Genomic DNA, 18236 nt, shown 5'->3' on the forward strand with positions numbered 1-18236 from the left:
CCGGGAACTGTCCGTTCCCGGGCCCTCGGATGCGTGGTTGCCGCTACTCCGGTGCGCCGCCGAAGCGCTCCTTGTACGTCTCCAGGTCCTCGTCCGTGATCTTGGCGAAGAGGACCGGGGGGACCGTGAAGGGGGTGCCGGACGGGACCGAGTTCAGGGACTTGGCCTCGTCGGTCGTGACCCAGGTGGCCGTGTCGTCCGTGAGGGCGAAGGCCGAGCGCATCGCGCGGGAGGACGCGGGGATGAAGGGCTCCGAGACCACCGCGTAGAGGTGGATCAGGTTCATCGCCGTGCGCAGGGTCAGGGCCGCGCCCTCGGGGTTGGTCTTGATCTCCAGCCAGGGGGCCTTCTCCTCCAGGTAGGAGTTGCCCGCCGACCACAGGGCGCGCAGGGCTGCCGCCGCCTTGCGGAACTGGAGGGCCTCCATCTGGGTCTCGTACTCGGTCAGGAGGGCCGCGATCTCCTCGCCGAGCTTCGCCTCCGGCTCGCCGGCCTCCGCGCCCGCCGGGACCTCCTCGCCGAAGCGCTTCTTGGAGAAGGACAGGACGCGGTTGACGAAGTTACCGAGGGTGTCGGCCAGGTCCTTGTTGACCGTGGCCGTGAAGTGCTCCCAGGTGAAGGACGAGTCGTCCGACTCGGGGGCGTTGGCGATGAGGAAGTAGCGCCAGTAGTCGGCGGGGAGGATGTCCAGCGCGTGGTCGGTGAAGACACCGCGCTTTTGGGACGTGGAGAACTTTCCGCCGTAGTACGTCAGCCAGTTGAAGGCCTTGACGTAGTCGACCTTCTTCCAGGGCTCGCGCACGCCGAGTTCCGTGGCCGGGAACATGACGGTGTGGAAGGGCACGTTGTCCTTCGCCATGAACTCCGTGTAGCGGACGGTGTCGTCGGCCTCGTACCACCACGACTTCCAGTCGCGGTTCTCCGGGTCCTGGTCCGCCCACTCCTTCGTCGCGCCGATGTACTCGATCGGGGCGTCGAACCAGACGTAGAAGACCTTGCCCTCGGCGGCCAGCTCCGGCCACGTGTCGGCCGGGACCGGGACGCCCCAGTCCAGGTCACGGGTGATCGCACGGTCGTGCAGGCCCTCGGTCAGCCACTTGCGGGCGATGGAGGAGGCGAGCTGCGGCCACTCGTGCTCGTGGCCCGCCACCCACTCCGAGACCTCGCTCTGCAGCTTCGACTGGAGGAGGAAGAGATGCTTCGTCTCGCGGACCTCCAGGTCCGTCGAGCCGGAGATCGCCGAGCGCGGGTTGATCAGGTCCGTGGGGTCGAGGACTCGGGTGCAGTTCTCGCACTGGTCGCCGCGGGCCTTGTCGTAGCCGCAGTGCGGGCAGGTGCCCTCCACATAGCGGTCCGGGAGGAAGCGGCCGTCCGTCGGCGAGTACACCTGGCGGATCGAGCGCTCCTCGATGAAGCCGTTCTCGTTCAGGCGGCGCGCGAAGTGCTGGGTGATCTCACGGTTCTCCGGGCTGGAGCTGCGGCCGAAGTAGTCGAAGGCCAGCTCGAAGCCGTCGTACACGGCCTTCTGCGCGTCGTGCGCCTGCGCGCAGAACTCGTCGACCGGAATGCCCTGCTCCTTGGCCGCCAGCTCGGCCGGGGTGCCGTGCTCGTCCGTCGCGCAGATGTAGAGAACGTCGTGGCCGCGCTGGCGGAGGTAGCGGGAGTACACGTCCGCCGGGAGCATGGACCCCACCATGTTGCCCAGGTGCTTGATCCCGTTGATGTACGGAAGGGCGCTGGTGATGAGGTGTCGAGCCATCGCGGGCTGCTCCCAAGTCGCTACGCGGGGTGACGATCGTCGGTTCAGGTCGTGTCGTCGGTCGTCTTACGAACCTTGAAATCGTAGCCGACATGGGTGGGCCGCCCGCTTCCCGTTTTGAGGGGTGGGAAGGGGGCGGCCGGGTGTAGCTGGGGGTGCGGGGCGTTTACGAGGCGTTACGGCCGCCAGTTCGCCAGTACGCCTTCGTAGACCTCCGCGTCCGTCAGCTCGCGCGGGGTCGGGCCCGCGTGGAAGAAGGCCGTGTTCTCGGTCTTCAGTTTGCGGAGGTAGTCGAAGGCCTTGTTGTCGTGCTCGCCGAAGGCGATGAAGGAGAAGAAGACGGTGGGGTGGTCCTTCGCCGCGTCCGTGAGGGACTGGGTGGCGGGGGTCTTGGCGTCCGGGGCGCCGTCCGTCTGGAAGATCACGAGGGCCCGCTCCGAGTCCGGGTGGTGCTTCTCGTGGTGGGTGAGTACTTCCTGTACGGCGGCGTGGTAGCTGGTACGGCCCATGCGGCCGAGCCCTGCGTGCAGGTCGTCGATCTTGTTCTCGTGCTCGGTGAGGGTGAGCTCGCCGGTGCCGTCCAGCTCCGTGGAGAAGAAGACGACGTGGACGGTCGACTCCGGGTCCAGGTGGGCGGCGAGGGCGAGGGCCTGTTCGCCGAGGGCCTGGGCGGAGCCGTCCTTGTAGTACGGGCGCATGCTCGCGGAGCGGTCGAGGACGAGGTAGAGGTTGGCTCGGGTGCCGGTGAGGTCCCGCTTCCTCAGCGCGGTCCCCGCTTCCTTGTACGCGGTGACCAGGCCGGGGGCGCGGGTCCTCACGTGGGTGAGGGGGACGGCGGGCTGGCCGGGCGCCTCGGCGGCTGCCTCCGGCTCCGGCTCAGCGATCTCCTCGGCCGTCGGTTCGGGTTCGGCCTCGGCTTCGCCTTCGGCTGTGGTCTCCTCGGCCGTCGGTTCGGGTTCGGCCTCGGCTTCGCCTTCGGCTGTGGTCTCCTCGGCCGTCGGTTCGGGTTCGGCCTCGGCTTCGCCTTCGGCCTCGTCGGTTTTCCCGCCCGCACCGCCCGTGCTGCTTTCGTCGTCGCCTGCGGGTGGCCCCTGTGGGGCCTGATCGCCGTCGGCGACCGCGGGTGCGTCCGCCTGTGCGGCGACCGGCTCGTCCGCCTGTGCCGATGCGGGTTCGTCCGCCTGTGCGGCGAGGGGAGCGGGCTCCTCGGCGACGACGGGCTCCGGCTCCGCCGCCGCGACCTCGGCCACGGGCTCCGGCTCCGGCTCTGCCGCCGGGGCCTCTTCCGCTACGGGCTCGGGGGCGACCTCGACCACCGCCTCGGCCACCGGCTCCGGCTCGGCGACCGGCTCGACCTCGACCTCGGCCACCGGCTCCGGCTCCGGCTCAGCCTCCGGTGTCGCCTCCGCAACCGCGGTCTCCGTCGCCTCCACCGTCTCCGCCTCAGGCGTCGGTGTCGGCTTCGGGACCGTTACGTTGTCGAATGCCGCCGACACCAGCTCCTCCACCACGGAGGGCTTGGTCTCCGGCGTCGGCTCGGGTGAAGGAGACGGAATTTTCGGCTCGGCGGTCTCCTGTACGGGAACCCGTTCGGCCTCCTCGGACGAGGGAACCGGCTCGGTGGCCGGAGCCGGAACTGTCGGAGCCGAAACCTCTCGCGAGGTCTCCGCGTCGGCGTCACGACCCTTGCGTGAGCGGCCGAACGCGTTCCGCAGGAGAGTGAGAATGCCCATGTGCGCAACCCTTCGCGTGAGTTGATGCCCGTCAATCCCTGGCCAGGACGGACACGTAAGGTTAGCGGCCGCCGCCGGCGATCTTGGGCAGGGGCGGGGAGCCGTAATGCCGCCGTGTCAATACCCCCTCGGCTCCCACAGGTTCACTCGTCGTTCACCGGAGTGCAGCGTTCCTGCACGCGTGCCCCCCTAGCGTCACGCTGACACCAAGGGCTCGTATGGGGAGAGTAAAGTGCGCAGACTGCTGCCGTTGATCGGAACGCCCGGCTCACATCCCGGCGGGCGCTCCGCCATGACCTGTCGGTTCCGCTGTGGTGACGCCTGCTTCCACGAGGTGCCCAACACCAGCGACAACACGTACGTCGGCGACGTCATCGCCAGTGCGCTCAGTCGCCGTTCGATGATGCGGGCCGCGGCCGTCGTGACGGTGGCGACGGCGACGGGCGCGGCGGTCGTCGGCACCGGCGCCCCGCAGGCCCGAGCCGCGACCGAGTCGGCGTATAAGGGTGAAAAGGGGGCGCGTGGGCTGCGTTTCGCACCCGTCGCTCCCAACACGACCGACGCCGTCGTCATACCCGACGGATACGGGCAGAACGTCGTCATCCGGTGGGGCGAGCCCATCCTCCGCGGCGCCCCGGCCTTCGACCCGGAGAACCAGACCGCCGCGGCCCAGGCGGGCCAGTTCGGTTACAACAACGACTTTCTCGCTCTCCTCCCGCTGCCCGGTGAGCACGGCCGCCAGGTCCTCGTCGCCAACCACGAGTACACCGACGAGATCCTGATGTTCCGGGGTTACGACGCCGAGAACCCCACCCGCGAGCAGGTCGAGGTCGCCTGGGCCGCGCACGGCCTGTCCGCCGTCGTCGTCCGGAACGACCACCGCACCGGCAAGCTCACCGCCGTCCCCCGACACGCTCTCAACCGCCGCGTCACCGCCACCACCGAGTTCCGGCTCACCGGCCCGGCCGCCGGATCGGATCTGCTGAAGACCTCCGCCGACCCCACCGGGCGCAAGGTCCTCGGCACGCTCAACAACTGCTCGGGCGGGACGACCCCCTGGGGCACCACCCTCCACGGCGAGGAGAACTTCAACCAGTACTTCGCCAACAGCAGCCGTGCCACGGACAAGCGGTACGGCATCGGCACGGGTGCCACCGAGCGCAAGTGGGAGCGTTTCGACAAGCGGTTCGACGTCGCCCAGGAGCCGAACGAGGTGCACCGCTTCGGGTACGTCGTCGAGTTCGACCCGTACGACCCGACGTCCACGCCCCGCAAGCACACCGCCCTCGGCCGCTTCAAGCACGAGGCCGCGACCGTCCGGCTGACGGAGGACGGCCGCCCCGTCGTCTACACCGGCGACGACGAGCGCTTCGACTACTTCTACAAGTTCGTGAGCAGCAAGCGCGTCCGCAAGGGCACCAGCCGCTCCGTCCGCGAGCACAACCTCTCCCTGCTCGACGAGGGCACGCTGTACGTCGCCAAGCTCACCGGCGACTCCCCGGCCACCGACATCGACGGCAGCGGGAAGCTGCCGGCCGACGGCGAGTTCGACGGGAGCGGTGAGTGGATCCCGCTGGCCACCGCGACCGCCGAAGGCGCCGTCTCGCACGTCGACGGGATGACGGCCGAGGAGGTCTTCGTCTTCACGCGGCTCGCCGGTGACAAGGTCGGTGCGACCAAGATGGACCGGCCCGAGGACATCCAGCCCTCGCCGCACACCGGCAAGGTGTACGTCGTCCTCACCAACAACACCAACCGGGGCAAGACCGGCTACGCCGCCGCCGACGAGGCCAACCCCCGCAACTCCAACAAGCACGGCCACATCCTGGAGCTCACCGAGCGCCGCAGCCGTGCCGAGAGCACCACCTTCGCCTGGTCGCTCTTCCTCGTCGCGGGCGACCCGGCCGACCCCGCCACCTACTTCGCGGGCTTCCCGAAGGACAAGGTCAGCCCGATCTCCTGCCCGGACAACGTGGCCTTCGACCCGTACGGCAATCTGTGGATCTCCACCGACGGCAACCAACTCGGTTCGCACGACGGCCTGTTCGGTGTCGCGACCAAGGGTGAGCGGCGCGGTGAGCTGAAGCAGTTCCTGACCGTGCCCACCGGCGCGGAGACCTGCGGCCCGATCGTCCAGGACCGGCGCGTGCTCGTCGCCGTGCAGCACCCGGGCGAGATCGACGGCGCGTCCGTCGAGAAGCCGGCGAGCGTCTGGCCCGACGGCCCCGGGAAGATCGTCCGCCCGGCCGTGGTCGCGGTGTGGCGCGCGGACGGCTGCGACGTAGGGGTCTAGACGTTAACGGGCCACAGCGGTAGCGGTAGCCGTGCACACGGGGATGGGGGCGCCCTTCGACTCGAAGGGCGCCCCCATCCCCGTACCGGCTCACTCGGAGACCGCCGCATACGGCACCGCGGATGCGTGAAGCGGACTCTGGTCCCTCGGCGCAGCGGGACGGACGTCCCCTCGGAGCGATGGGACGAACGTCCCGTCAGTGCGGTGAAGCGATCGCCCGCGCCGCCGCGACCTCCTGGCGGAGCGGTTCGAGCACGGAGCCCGAGGGCCCGGTGAGATCCGTACGGACGGCGACGAGCACGTCGGTCTCGCGCAGCCCCTCGGACAACTCCCTTAGCTGGAGGACGACGTGGGCGACCTCGGCGGCGGACGGCTGGAGCGCGCCCTGTTTGACACGGACCCGGGCCGCGGTCGTGGCGTCCACCATCCGTTCGACGGCGACGACGAGTGGCGACCAGGCGGCGGCGCGGCGCCCGATCGGCGGCGGTTCGGTCAGGGCGCGCTGGAACTCCGCACGGATGGCGGAGAGGTCGCGGTAGAGCCGTCGTCGTCTGCGGGCGCGGGCGGCCGGATCGACGTCGGCCCCGAACGCCACCTCCACATAGCCGGCCGTGTCCGCGACCGCGTCCGCGAGCCGCTCGCCGACCCGGGTGTGCCAGCTCTCCGGCCACAGCAGGTACCCGGCGACGAGCGCGATCGCGCACCCCATCAGGGAGTCGACCAGGCGGGGGACGAGGAGGGCCGTGCCCTGGTGGTTGAGGACGTCGGAGAGGAGGAGGATCACCGGGGTGATGGCGGCGGTCTGGTAGCCGTAGCCGCGCGGGGTGAACGCCGGGATGAGCGGCCCGAGGACGAGCAGGACGGGTACGTCCCACCAGCCGCGCGGTACGACAGCGAGGACCCCGGCCGCGACGACGAGCCCGGCCACCGTGCCCAGCGCGCGCAGCAGCGCCCGGGAGAAGACCGAACCGAAGTCGGGCTTCATCACGAAGGTGATGGTGAGCGTGACCCAGTACGAGCGCGGCACCGCGATGATCGAGACCAGCACCTGGGCGAGGCCGATGCACAGGGCGAGGCGCAGTCCGTAGCGCCAGGAGGCGCCGGACAGCAGCACGTTGCGGGCGGCGCGCGCGGCGCGGATGCGAAGGGCGGCGGGCCGGCCGAGGCGGTCGTCGACGGGGTGGGCGTCCGGCGCCCGGGCGGTCACGACGTCGGCGGCATGGCGCAGGGCGTGGTCGACGGCGCGCGCGGTCTCGCTGGTCGGGGCGGGCAGTCGGAGTCCTATCGGTCCGGTGTAGCCGGTCTCCACGGCCTCGGCGAGATGGCGTACGGCGGCGGGGATCTCGGCGGGCAGCGGCCTGCCGTACTGGTGGGCGGCGGGGGCGGCCTCGACGACGGGCGTGACGGCGTTCAACTGGGCGAGCACCCGGACGAGGTCGGGGCTGCGACCGTGGTGGAAGGCGCGCCGGGCGAGGACGACGTCGTACGCCTGGTTGAGGGACTGGGTGACGGTGAGGCGGCGGTCGTCGTAGGCGTCGGTCCCGCTCGCGGCGAGCAGGTCCGCGACCGAGCGGTACGTGCTCGCGACGGCGGCCCGCTCCGGCACCCCCGACCGCAACGGCCAGGCGAGGAGTGCCAGTGCGAGGACGAGGAGCCCGCCGCCGGACATCAGCAGGGGCGCCAGCCACCACTCGCCCGGCAGCGGAAGTCCGGCGCCGATCGAGCAGTTCAGGAGCAGCAGCAGTCCGGACACGGAGGCCACGGCACCGATCGTCGAGATCATCCCGGAGACCAGCGCGACCCCGGTGACGGCGGCGACGGCGACCCAGCCGTGCCCGAACACGAGCGAGCCGATCGTGACGCCGATCGCGCCGAAGAGCTGCGGTACGGCGATGTTGAGGATCCGCAGGCGGTAGGCGTCCGCGGTGTCGCCGATGACCCCGGACAGGGCGCCCATGGAGGCGAGCGCTCCGTAGCTCGGCTGTCCCACGGCGAGGCCGATGGCGAACGGGAGGGCCAGGGCGATCGCGGCGCGGGCGACGGCGGCCCAGTTGACGGACGCCTGCTGCGGTTGGAGGTTCCTGACCAGCCAGTCGGGAGGGGTGAGGCCGATGGGGAACTCTCTGGACATGCCCCAAGTATGGCTGTCATACAGGGCAGCCCCGGCTCGTCCGGCCGGGCGCTCCCGGCCCGTTCCCGCCTATTCGCGCTGGTGGAGGGTGAGATCGACGACGAGGGCGCGGTGGTCGGTGCCGGTGATGCGCGGGAACGTCGCCTCGTTCGCCGAGAAGTCCGCGGAGACGAGGACGTGATCGATCTGCGCGCCGAGCGCCGGGGTGGTCCTCGCGGGCCAGCTCGGGGTGCGGGGGTCCCCGGCGAGGCGGGCGCTGTCGCGCAGGCCGGTGTCGAGGATGCGGCGGAACGCGGCGTGGTCCTGGGAGGCGTTGAAGTCCCCGGCGATGACGGTGGGGCCACCGCCGTGCGCCGCGTAGTCGCGCAACTCGCCCAGTTCGCGCCGCCAGACGCCGAGCTGGCCGGGGAGCGGCGGCATCGGATGCGCGAGCTGCAGCCGTACGTCGTGCCCGCGCACGTCGGCGACGGCTCCCGGCATGCCCATGGTCCCGCGCACGCCGTCGGCCCCGGTGAGCGGGAACCGGCTCATGATGACGGACCCGTCGGATCCGGCCCCCTCGACGGCCTCCCGGTACGGATAGACCCCGTCGCTTCCCCCGAAGGCGTCCCGCAACGCCCGCGAACACCCGTACTCGCACTCTTCCACGAACAGGATGTCGGGCTTCTCCCGTCGCACCACGGGAATCAGCGCGCCGGTCCCCCGCCCGAACTCCACGTTCGAGGTCATCACCCGCAGCTCGGCCAGCGAAGCCCCACCGGGTTCACTGGTCTTCCCGTACGGCTCGATGAACCACGCGACGGCCCCCAGCAACAGCACCGCCCACACCATCCCGACCCGCCATCGCGCGAGCAGCGCGAGCAGCAGTGCGAGCCCGGTGGGCGCGAGCAGCCACGGCAGAAACGCCAGCAACTGCGGCACGGGCGTGATCCCGTCGCTGTCGGCCGCCCGGCACCCGACGACCACACTCACGCCGGCCAGCAGCAACCCCGCCACCCAGACTCCGGCCACCCGCCCGGCCCGCTGCCCGCCGACCGGTCTTTCCGAGCCCGTCCACTCGGCCGCCGCAGTGTCCAAGTCCCGGCCTTCCGTTCGTTCGTCGGGGGGTGCCCGAATCCTCCCTCAAAGACGGGATGGTGCGGTGGAGGGTTGCCCCCTGGAGGTCGCGCGGGTCGATTCCCGACCGCGGCGGGGTCAGTGCTCGAGCCGCGGCGAGGTCGGTTCTCGAGCCGCGGCGGATCAGTTTTCGAGCCGCGGTGAGGTCAGTTCTCGAGCCGCGCCAGGAAAGCCGCCAGCACCTCGTTGAACTCCTCCGCACGCTCCAGGTTCGGCATGTGTGCCGCCGACTCGATCACGTGGAGCGTGGAGTCGGGAAGCGCCGAGTGCATCGCCCGCGCGTCGGAGACCGGGGTGTACTCGTCGTCGGCGCCCACCACGACCAGGGCCGGGACGGTGACCCGGGTCAGCAGCTCGCGGTAGTCGGGGCGTTCCGCCCGGCCTCGCAGGGCGGCCGCCGCTCCCTCGGGGGGCGTCGAGGTCATCATGCGGTGCACGTGGGCCGCGACCCGCGCGTCCGCGTACGGCGCGACCATCTTGTGCAGCACCTCGTCGGCGTATCCGCGCATGCCCTCGCGCAGGAGACGGTCGGCCATGTCGTTGCGTGTCTTCTTGCCCTCGGGCGTCTCGGCGGCCGGGAAGGTGTCGGCGAGGACCAGTCCCCGGATCCGTTCCGGGAACTGCCGGTAGCACTCCATGACGATCTGGCCGCCCATGGAGAGCCCGGCCAGGACGAACTCCGCCACACCCAGCTCGTCCAGCAGCGCCGCGATGTCCTCGGCGAAGGTGGAGAGGGGGGTGACCCCGGGGACCACGGGGGACGCGCCGTAACCGCGCAGGTCCGGGGCGATCACCCGGCGCCCCGACGAGAACGCGGCGATCTGCGGAGCCCACATGGTGTGGTCGAAGGGGTGGCCGTGGATCAGGACGAGGGGCGGCGCCGTCGAGCCGGCGCCCCCCTGGTCCTCGTACGCGAGGAAGGGAGCCATGGCCACGACCCTAGGCTCGCCCAACTCCTCGGTGCAATAAGATCATTGCCCTCGGTGCAATCCTGTTCCGGGGCGCGGAACAGGGGGCTCACGTGATGGAGGACTACCGGCGGATCGCCGACAGGATCGCTGACGACATCGCCGCCGGACGGCTCAAGCCCGGTGAACGGCTGCCCCCGCAACGGGTGTTCGCCCGGCGCCGCGGGATCGCCGGGTCGACGGCCGGGCGGGTGTACGGCGAGCTGGTACGGCGCGGACTGGTCGTCGGTGAGGTCGGGCGCGGCACGTTCGTCCGGGCCGCGCCGCCCGCCTCGGGCCACGCACTCGCCGAACCGGCGACCACGGCCCCGGTCAACCTGGAGCTCAACTACCCCTCCGCGCCGGGCCAGTCGGAGCTCCTCGCCCCCGCCCTGGCCCCGCTGCTGCGTCCCGACGTCCTCACGGAGTCCCTGCGCACCGCTCCCGCCACCGGCACGGCCGCCGCTCGCGAGGCCGCCGCCGGCCTCCTCGCCACCCCGGGCTGGCGCCCCGCCCCGTCCCGGCTGGCCTTCGCGGGCAACGCCCGCCAGGCCATCGCGGCCGCGTTCGCCTCCCTCGTACGACCGGGCGGCCGCGTCGGCATCGAGTCCCTCACGTATCCCCTGGTCAAGGAGATCGCGACGCGTCTGGGCATCACGCTCGTCCCGCTGCCCATGGACGCGGAGGGGCTCCGCCCGGAAGCGGTCGCGGCCGCCCACCGCTCGGCACCGCTCTCCGCCGTGTACGTCCAGCCGACCCTGCACAATCCGACGTCGGTGACGATGGGGGATCGACGGAGGCGCCAACTGGCCGCCGTCGTCACGGACTTGGACCTCCCGGTCGTCGAGGACCGCATCTGGTCCTTCCTCCACGAGGGGGCCCTCGACCCACTCGGCGCGTACGCCCCCGAGCGCACGTACGTCGTCGACGGCCTCTCCAAGCGCGTCGCACCGGGCCTGACGGTGGGTTTCCTCGTCGCCCCCGAGGAGCGGGTGGAGCAGGTGGCGGCGGCCCTCCGCTCGGGCGCGTGGACCGCGAGCCGGTTCGCGCTGGAGGCGGCGGTGCGCTGGATCGGCGACGGCACGGTGGAACACCTGGTCCGCGCCAAGCGGCAGGACGCGGCGCGTCGGCAGCGTCTGGTCGCCGAGCACCTCGGCGAACACACCGTGCACTCCGACCCGCACGGGTATTACGCCTGGTGGGAGCTGCCTTCGCCATGGCGGGCGGACACGTTCACGGCGGCGGCCGCGAAGAGGGGGATAGCCATCACCCCGGGTTCGGCCTTCACTTCCGTAGCTGTGGGCATGCGTGCCGCCAGGGGCCCCCGTCCCGAAGAGAGCGGCATTCTGTCGGCGCCGGCAAGCGCCCCCGCCCCGAGCTCGGCCCCCACATCGGACTGCGTCAGGCTCGGACTCGCGACGACTGCTCCGCAGGAGCTTGCTCAGGCGCTGCGGACGCTCGCCGGTATCGCGCGTACGCGCCCGTGAGCGCGGCGGCCAGGGCCACGGCGAGGCCCAGCGCCAGCAGTCCCCAGGAGACGAGCCGCAGGGTGTCCGTGAGCGCGTCGTACACCGCGCCCGCGGCCGTGGGCGACACGTCGGGCGGCAGATCGGCGAGGGTGAGCCGGCGCCCCAGGGCGATTCCGCCGCCGAGCAGCGCGGCGCCCAACGCGGTGCCGAGCCCGGTCGCGAACACCGCCCGGCGGCGGCACACCGCCAGAAGGATGCCCGCGAGGGCGAAGACGACCGCGGCGACCGGCAGCCAGATACCGGCGACTTCGAGCACGTGGAACCCCTTCCGGAGCTGGGCCATGTCCTCGGCTTCGAGCACGGTGATCTCGGTGTGCTCGACGGGGATCCGGTTCGCCAACGGCGTGTGGTCATCAGCGAGTTGACGCTTCACCTGCTCGGTGACCGGCGCGAGGTCGACGGTCACCGCCCCCTCGCGGTCCTCGCGCAGCGCCCGCATCACGGCGTCGTGCGCGGCCATGTTCGCGGCCTGCCACGCCGTGCGGTACGCCTCGGTCTCGGTGAACGAGCGCACCGCGTCCCGCACGTAGTGGTTCACCGGCCCCTGCAGCCGCGGCCGTACGTGGACTTCGCGCAGGATCCCGTCCGTGACCCCGGCCGCGATCGCGTCGCGTACGTCGGTGTCGGCGGCGAGCGGCGCCATCGTGGCCTCGTACCGCACGGGGTCCCCGAGCCCGTACATCGCCCAGGTCGACAGCGCGCCGAGCGGCGCGAGCAGGCAGGCGAGCACGATCAGTGCGGCCGACAGAGCGCTCCGGAGACCTTGGGACACTCCACCAGGCAAGGCCTCCCGGCCGCTTCGCGCGAGCGGGTCGACTGCAAATGGGTGCATATGACAAGCCGAACGGGGCCCGCGGTTCACTCACCCGGACCCCGGCCACCACCTCGGCCGTCACAGCGTCCGACACCCCAGGAACCACGGGGCCGGGAGGCTCTCCGGTGGAGCCGTCACCCGAACGGGTGTTTCCTGGATCTGGGAGAGGAGGCCGATATGAGCACCACTCCGGCGCTGCGAACCCTCGCCGCGGCCCAGTTCACCTGCTGTGCTCCGACGGTGCCGACCGTCGTGGCGGCGGCCTCGTCGACGCATATCTCCGGTGGCGCCGGCTCGGGCGGTCCGGTATGGGGCACCGTCGTCTCCAGGGGCGGCCTGCGCCTGAGGTCGGAGCCCACCTCGCCCACCTCGAACTCCCCCGCGGAACGACTCCGGTTGGAACGACTGGGGTCGCAACGACAACTCCAACAGGAACGACTCCAGCTGGAACGACCACTGCGACTGGAACAACTCGTCCGGGTACGGCGACCCCTGTGACGACCCCGGCCGGAGTTCCTCCGGCTCGGGAACCTGGAGCTTCAGCGTCTCCGGCTCGTTCGGCCGGGACCTGAACGGCTCCTCCTCGGACTCCTGGGACTGGGTCCCAGGTGGCAGTAGGTGAGTGAGGGAGACGCACGAGGCCCCGGCGGCCTGCCGGGGCCTCGTGCGCCGTTCGGCGCTCGGCAACGCGCTCGGCGTGGAGGCGCTCGGCCGCGCTCGGCGCGGATCGGGTGCGCTAGCGCGGATCCGGGTGCCCCTCCGCGTCCTCGTGCGTGTAGTAGCGGTAGAAGGCCACCACGAACACGCCCGCCGCGACGCCCAGTGCCATGAAAATGGAGCGCAGGACGGTCGCCCCGGTCTGGCTGTACAGGAACCCGAACGTGATGCCCGCGAACGCCGTCCACAGCACCGCGTGCAGTTCGCGCTTCAACAGCGGCGCCACCATGCGTACGCCGATGTAGAGAGCCGCGAACCCGATGGCGGACACGAAGCCGAACAGGACGTTCCAGCCCGTGATCGGGCCGCCGCTGCGGTTGATGGCCGCGGCCCAGAAGCCGTAGATGAGACCGCCGACGATGGGTATCGCCCAGTGGGCGATGGTGTGGGTGCGTTCGTCGAAGACATCGGGTGTGCTGGGTGTCGGTATGCGTGGTAGCTGCGGGGTGGGTGACGCCGGTGCCGCATGAGCCATGGGAGCACTCCTCTCTCCTCGCCCCCCGCCTTCCAGGGCACACCCCGCCAGGGCGCCTGGCAAGTCGGGATGCGGCGGCTTTGGCCCCGTGTTTCGCTGAATCCCATGAAGCTCGTTCTCTTCGGTGCCACCGGCATGGTCGGGACCCGTATCGCCACGGAGGCGTCGGCGCGCGGACACCAGGTCACCGCGGTGAGCCGGTCCGGGCAGTCCCCGATCCCCGGGGTCACGGCGACGGCGGCGGACGCCTCCGACCCGGCGAAGGTGGCCGAGCTGGCGGCGGGCGCGGACGCGGTGGCCTCGGCGTGCGTGCCGCCGCGCGACGGCTCGGACCCGCGCGAGCCGTTCCTCGCCATCAACAGGGCGCTGGTCGAGGGCGTCCGGCAGGCCGGAGTGCGGCGGCTCATGATCGTCGGCGGTGCGGGCAGCCTGGAGATCGCGCCGGGCCAAGCGGCGTTCGACCAGCCCGGCTTCCCCGAGGCCTACCTCCAGGAGGCCCTCGCCCATCGCGACGTCCTCGCCTACTACCGCGCCCTCGACGACGAGAGCGTCGACTGGACCTACATCTCGCCCGCCGCCGAGATCCGCCCCGGTGAACGTACGGGCACGTTCCGTATCGGCGGCGACCGGATGCTCACCGACGACCACGGCAACAGCCGGATCAGCGCCGAGGACTACGCGATCGCCTTCGTCGACGAGCTGGAGAAGGACGCCCACCCGCGCGCCCGGATGTCGGTCGCGTACTGACCGCTGCCGGTCGCGTGCTGAGGAGCGCCGAAGAGCGCCGAAGAGGACGACGAGTACGACGAGCACGAGGACGAGGTGGTACGGGGAGGTGGCCGGCCGGAGATCCGTACTCGACCAACTGCCGCCCGGCGGGCGGGAGGACGCCGTCCAGCGGCAGCAGCCGCTGCGGGTGCGCGGCCGCAGCGTCGCCTGGGTGCCGCCGCTCGTGCTGCTCGCCTGCATTGCGCTGCTCGACTGGAACACCGCAGGGGAGTTCCGGATCATCTCCTGGATCGTCCTGGTGCCCGGTATCGCGGCGGCGATCTGCGGGGTGTGGGGCACGGCGGCGTTCGCGGTGCTCTCGCTGCTCACCTACATCACCGTGGACACGTCCTGGCCGCACCAGTACCAGACGGGCCTGCCCGACTTCATCCTCGTCGCCATGGGTGGCGTCCTCGCGGTGCTCGCCTGCGCGGTCCGGGTCCGCGGTGAGCAGCGCATGCTGCACATGCGGGACATCGCCGAGACCACCCGGCGCGCCGTGCTGCGCCCGCTGGCGCCGGGCTGGGGCGATCTGGACCACGCGGCCGTGTACCTCTCCGCCGACAGCGAGGCCCGGGTCGGCGGCGACTTCTACGACATCCAGCCGGGCCTGCACGGCACGCGCGTCCTGCTCGGCGACGTCCAGGGCAAGGGGCTCGCCGCGGTGGAGGCGGCGGCCGCGCTGCTGGGCACCTTCCGCGAGGCGGCGTACCACGAAGCCCTCCTCCGCACGGTCGCCGACCGCCTGGAGATCCGGATGCTGCGGCATGTGCGCTACTCCGTCGCGCTCGGCCGGGACGACAGGGACCGCTTCGCCACCGGAATCCTGATCGGCTTTCCGGCAGCCGCCCCGGACGCCCCGGACACCATCGAGGTCGTCAACTTCGGCCACGAACCGCCGCTCGTGGTCGCCCCCGACGGCGTACGGTCGCTGCCGCCCGGCGACGGACTGCCGCTCGGGCTCGGCGAGTTGGCGTCCGACCCGCCGCCCGTGCTCCGCGTCGCGCTCGCCCCCGGCGAGACCTTGCTGCTGGTCACCGACGGTGTGACGGAGGCCCGTGACGCCGACGGAGTCTTCTTCCCGCTCCGCGACATCGTCGCCGGTGCCCTGGCGGAGGACCCGCGCACCGCCGACCCCCAGCTGCTCGTGCGCTTCGTCCGCGACGGCACGCTGCGGCACTGCGGCGGGCACCTGGCCGACGACACGACCATTTTCGCCGTACGACGTCGGTAGTGCCCGAGACGTCCGGGCATGGGCCGGCGTTTGCACTCCTGCCGTCCCCCCTTTGCAGGCGCAGCGGTTACGGTGCTGCCGTACGTGATCGATGGGGGAGGGAACCTATGCCCGGAACCGTGCTGCTCCTCGCGGCCTCGCCGGTGGGCAAGGGGTGTCTGGTGGACGCGGCGTCCGTGCTCCCCGTACTGGCGGCGGTGTCGCCCGCGGTGCTGTCGGGCACCGACACCGCGAACGTCGTGGAACTGGCCGACCCGCTGGAGCCGCAGGCGGTTCTCACCCGGCTGCGCGCGGCGGCGACGGCGCCCGGTCCGCTGACGGTGTTCGTGACCGGCCAGCTCCAACTGGACCGCCGCCAGCACCTGCCCCACCTGGCCCTCGCCCGCACCACCCCGGCGACGGTCCGGTACACCGCCTTTCCCTGGCACTGGATCACCGAGGAACTCCGCCTGCGCCCACCGGGCACGACCACCCTCTTCGTCGACCTGCACGCCGACGCGGAGACCTGGGACCATCTCGTCGTCCGCCCGCTGACCGCGGGCCCGTCCGCCGCGCTCTACGGCCGCCTCGCGCCGCCCCCGCCGCGCCGTACGGTGGCGACACCGACGTACATGCGAGCCGTCGCCACGATTCTCCGCAGCGGTCACCGCCCGCCGCTGCCGCAACTGCACCAGCAGGCGCTGACACGGGTGTCGGGCGAGGGGGCGCGTACGGACATGGTGCTGGCGCCCGGGACGCCCATGGTGGCCGCACCGCCGGTGGTGGCACCGCCGCCGGTCCCGGCCCAGCCGCCCGCGGCCCCCGCGGACCCGCACGAGACCATCTCCGCCGCCGTCCAGGCGGGCCGCCACGGTGAGGCCGCCGCGCTGGCCGGGCAGCGGGAGCAGGAGGCGCTGCGGATGTACGGTCCCGCCTCCGAGACCGTGCTGCACTGGATGGAGGTCCGGGCGGATCTGGCGATGTTCGCGGGGGACGCCGAGCGCAGTTGCCGTACCTGGCTGGCGATCGCGGGCGCTCGCCTGAACGCGGGGCAGGCCACCGATTCCCCGGCCGTGGAGTCGGCCGTGGACCGCGCCCACCACCAGTGGGGCCGTATCGACGACGCGGCGCGGGCCCGTGAACTCGGGCCCGCGCTGGCGGACTTGAGGCTGCGCGTGCCCGGGCGCAGGCAGGGCGCGCTGGACCACGTCCAGGAGCAACTCCGCCGGCTGCAGTTCCAGACGCAGGCCTGAGGCTCACCCCAGCGACAGCGAGGCGAGCGCTCCCGACACCAGGGTTCGCACGCCCGGCGCGACCGTCGACAGGTCGGGGGCGAAGTGCGGGCTGTGGTTGCTGGGCACGGCCGCGAGCTTCTCCATGATGTCGCCGCCACCGGGAGCCGCGTCCCACACGTCGGCCGGAGTGCTCGTCACGAACCAGTAGGAGTACGGCAGCCCACCCTCCGCGAGCCGGGGGAAGTCCTCGCTGCCCATCGCCGGACCGGGGTCGAGGATCGTTCCGGCGCCGAAGACCTCGGCGTGCACGGCGGCGACACGGCGGTCGGTGTCGGGGTCGTTGACGGTCATCGGGAAGCTGCTGCCGACGGTGACGTCGGGCTCGCGCGGGCAACCGGCCGTCAGGCACTCGCCGGCCGCGATACGCCGGATCGCCGCGATCATGCGCTGCCGCACATCCTCCGACTGCGTACGGAGGTTGAGGGCGAGGCGGGCCTCGGACGGAATGATGTTGTGCCGGGTGCCCGCCTCGATCCTGCCCACGCTCAGCACCGCCGACTCGCGCGCCGCGATCTCCCGGCTGACGACCGTCTGCAGCCGGGTCACGAGGTAGGCCGCCGTCACCACGGGGTCGACGGTCGCCTCCGGCCGCGAACCGTGGCCGCCCCGCCCGTGCACGACGATGTCGATGTCGGTGGAGGCGGACATGATCAGTCCGGGCGCATGGGCGTACAGTCCCGCCGGGCCCGGCGCCGCGTGCTGGGCGAGCAGCACGTCCGGGCGCGGGAAGCGCTCGTACAGCCCGTCCGCGAGCATCCGCGCCGCGCCCTCCCCCGTCTCCTCGGCGGGCTGCCCGACCACGACCAGCGTGCCGGACCAGGTGTCGCGGCCCGCCGCGAGCGCGTCGGCGGCGCCGGTCAGCCAGGTGACGTGCAGATCGTGACCGCAGGCGTGCATGACTCCGGCGGTCTCGGAGGCGTACGGCAGCCCGGTCTCCTCGGCGACGGGCAGTGCGTCCATGTCGGCGCGCAGGAGGACGGCGGGCCCGTCCCCGTTCCGCAGGACGCCGACGACTCCCGTACCGCCCACGCCGTCGACGGTCTCGTACCCGGCCTTCCGCAGCCGCTCCGCGAACGCGGCCGCCGTGCGGTGTTCTCGCAGCGACAGCTCGGGATGCCGGTGCAGATCCCGGTAGAAGTCCTCCAGGGCGGGGACCGGGAGGTCGGCGGTGAGGTCCAGCGCGGTGCGGGCGGCGGGAGAGGTCACGGGGTCAGGGTATGCGGGGAGAGACATGCGGCACAGGGCGGCGCAGACCACGCCGCCGACGCAGCCTGCCACCACGTCACCGGTAGTCCGGCACGAGGGGGAGGTCAGGGGTTGGCCGCGGACCCGCCGACGTGCTGGGCCTGTGTGGCGGGGTGCGGCTCCGCCGCCCTCGCCGGGCCCGCGTTCGCCGCGGTGACCAGGGCGGCCACGGCGATCACGGCCGCACTGAACCCTCTGAAG

14 protein-coding genes are annotated in these 18236 nt (G+C 72.1%); 6 read left to right on the plus strand and 8 right to left on the minus strand.

Annotated elements, in window-relative coordinates; translation table 11 throughout:
* Positions 1–43 precede the first annotated feature (43 nt).
* Together metG and AB5J53_RS24970 are read right to left on the minus strand one after the other, a co-directional pair.
* Entirely contained in the window at positions 44–1759 is a 1716-nt protein-coding gene (gene metG, locus AB5J53_RS24965; RefSeq protein ID WP_369247882.1) for a methionine--tRNA ligase, read from the minus strand.
* A gap of 176 nt (positions 1760–1935) precedes the next feature.
* Positions 1936–3492, minus strand: coding sequence for a VWA domain-containing protein (locus tag AB5J53_RS24970; protein WP_369247883.1), 1557 nt, complete (start codon positions 3490–3492; stop codon positions 1936–1938).
* A gap of 232 nt (positions 3493–3724) precedes the next feature.
* Between AB5J53_RS24970 and AB5J53_RS24975 the strand changes: the two genes are divergently transcribed.
* The gene (locus AB5J53_RS24975) at positions 3725–5785 is read left to right on the plus strand and encodes a PhoX family phosphatase (protein WP_369247884.1); all 2061 of its coding nucleotides are present in this window, start codon (positions 3725–3727) and stop codon (positions 5783–5785) included.
* Positions 5786–5981: 196 nt separating this feature from the next.
* On the opposite strand, the gene AB5J53_RS24980 is transcribed toward AB5J53_RS24975, so the two are convergent.
* The 3 genes from AB5J53_RS24980 to AB5J53_RS24990 all read right to left on the minus strand — a co-directional run bounded on the left by AB5J53_RS24980 (position 5982) and on the right by AB5J53_RS24990 (position 9961).
* Positions 5982–7916 (minus strand): FUSC family protein, encoded by a 1935-nt coding sequence (locus tag AB5J53_RS24980; protein WP_369247885.1) that lies wholly within the window; start codon positions 7914–7916, stop codon positions 5982–5984.
* Between the two features lie 69 nt (positions 7917–7985).
* Positions 7986–8993, minus strand: a complete 1008-nt coding sequence (locus AB5J53_RS24985) for an endonuclease/exonuclease/phosphatase family protein (protein ID WP_369247886.1) — start codon at positions 8991–8993, stop codon at positions 7986–7988.
* Between the two features lie 185 nt (positions 8994–9178).
* Positions 9179–9961: an alpha/beta fold hydrolase gene (locus AB5J53_RS24990; protein ID WP_369247887.1), complete on the minus strand. Its 783-nt coding sequence runs from the start codon at positions 9959–9961 to the stop codon at positions 9179–9181.
* Between the two features lie 95 nt (positions 9962–10056).
* Between AB5J53_RS24990 and AB5J53_RS24995 the strand changes: the two genes are divergently transcribed.
* Positions 10057–11466, plus strand: a complete 1410-nt coding sequence (locus AB5J53_RS24995) for a PLP-dependent aminotransferase family protein (RefSeq protein WP_369252446.1) — start codon at positions 10057–10059, stop codon at positions 11464–11466.
* Here AB5J53_RS24995 and AB5J53_RS25000 read toward each other — a convergent pair.
* Complete coding sequence (locus AB5J53_RS25000; protein ID WP_369247888.1) at positions 11381–12280, minus strand: hypothetical protein; 900 nt, start codon at positions 12278–12280, stop codon at positions 11381–11383. The two genes, AB5J53_RS24995 and AB5J53_RS25000, sit on opposite strands and share 86 nt — an antisense overlap.
* Before the next feature lie 219 nt (positions 12281–12499).
* Here AB5J53_RS25000 and AB5J53_RS25005 point away from each other — a divergent pair, with 219 nt between their 5' ends.
* Positions 12500–12820, plus strand: a complete 321-nt coding sequence (locus AB5J53_RS25005) for a hypothetical protein (RefSeq protein WP_369247889.1) — start codon at positions 12500–12502, stop codon at positions 12818–12820.
* A 238-nt stretch (positions 12821–13058) separates the two neighbouring features.
* Here AB5J53_RS25005 and AB5J53_RS25010 read toward each other — a convergent pair whose 3' ends face one another.
* A complete protein-coding gene (locus AB5J53_RS25010) occupies positions 13059–13514 on the minus strand; it encodes a hypothetical protein (RefSeq protein ID WP_369247890.1) in 456 nt (151 codons plus the stop codon).
* 105 nt (positions 13515–13619) lie between these two features.
* On the opposite strand from AB5J53_RS25010, the gene AB5J53_RS25015 reads away from it, so the two are divergent.
* The 3 genes from AB5J53_RS25015 to AB5J53_RS25025 all read left to right on the plus strand — a co-directional run bounded on the left by AB5J53_RS25015 (position 13620) and on the right by AB5J53_RS25025 (position 16748).
* Positions 13620–14261 (plus strand): NAD(P)-dependent oxidoreductase, encoded by a 642-nt coding sequence (locus AB5J53_RS25015; protein WP_369247891.1) that lies wholly within the window; start codon positions 13620–13622, stop codon positions 14259–14261.
* 88 nt (positions 14262–14349) lie between these two features.
* On the plus strand, positions 14350–15516 hold the full coding sequence (locus AB5J53_RS25020) for a PP2C family protein-serine/threonine phosphatase (protein ID WP_369247892.1): 1167 nt from the start codon (positions 14350–14352) through the stop codon (positions 15514–15516).
* A gap of 107 nt (positions 15517–15623) precedes the next feature.
* Positions 15624–16748: a hypothetical protein gene (locus AB5J53_RS25025; protein WP_369247893.1), complete on the plus strand. Its 1125-nt coding sequence runs from the start codon at positions 15624–15626 to the stop codon at positions 16746–16748.
* 3 nt (positions 16749–16751) lie between these two features.
* On the opposite strand, the gene AB5J53_RS25030 is transcribed toward AB5J53_RS25025, so the two are convergent.
* Complete coding sequence (locus AB5J53_RS25030; RefSeq protein ID WP_369247894.1) at positions 16752–17996, minus strand: amidohydrolase; 1245 nt, start codon at positions 17994–17996, stop codon at positions 16752–16754.
* Positions 17997–18236 lie beyond the last annotated feature (240 nt).

This window comes from Streptomyces sp. R41, from assembly GCF_041053055.1.
In the GTDB taxonomy this organism is placed as follows: Bacteria; Actinomycetota; Actinomycetes; order Streptomycetales; family Streptomycetaceae; genus Streptomyces.

Coding starts and splice junctions, on each gene's coding strand:
- AB5J53_RS24995 (WP_369252446.1), top strand. CDS start 10,057: ATGGAGGACTACCGGCGGATCGCCGACAGGATCGCTGACGACATCGCC.
- metG (WP_369247882.1), bottom strand. CDS start 1,759: ATGGCTCGACACCTCATCACCAGCGCCCTTCCGTACATCAACGGGATC.
- AB5J53_RS25010 (WP_369247890.1), bottom strand. CDS start 13,514: ATGGCTCATGCGGCACCGGCGTCACCCACCCCGCAGCTACCACGCATA.
- AB5J53_RS25025 (WP_369247893.1), top strand. CDS start 15,624: ATGCCCGGAACCGTGCTGCTCCTCGCGGCCTCGCCGGTGGGCAAGGGG.
- AB5J53_RS25005 (WP_369247889.1), top strand. CDS start 12,500: ATGAGCACCACTCCGGCGCTGCGAACCCTCGCCGCGGCCCAGTTCACC.
- AB5J53_RS25015 (WP_369247891.1), top strand. CDS start 13,620: ATGAAGCTCGTTCTCTTCGGTGCCACCGGCATGGTCGGGACCCGTATC.
- AB5J53_RS24970 (WP_369247883.1), bottom strand. CDS start 3,492: ATGGGCATTCTCACTCTCCTGCGGAACGCGTTCGGCCGCTCACGCAAG.
- AB5J53_RS24980 (WP_369247885.1), bottom strand. CDS start 7,916: ATGTCCAGAGAGTTCCCCATCGGCCTCACCCCTCCCGACTGGCTGGTC.
- AB5J53_RS24990 (WP_369247887.1), bottom strand. CDS start 9,961: ATGGCTCCCTTCCTCGCGTACGAGGACCAGGGGGGCGCCGGCTCGACG.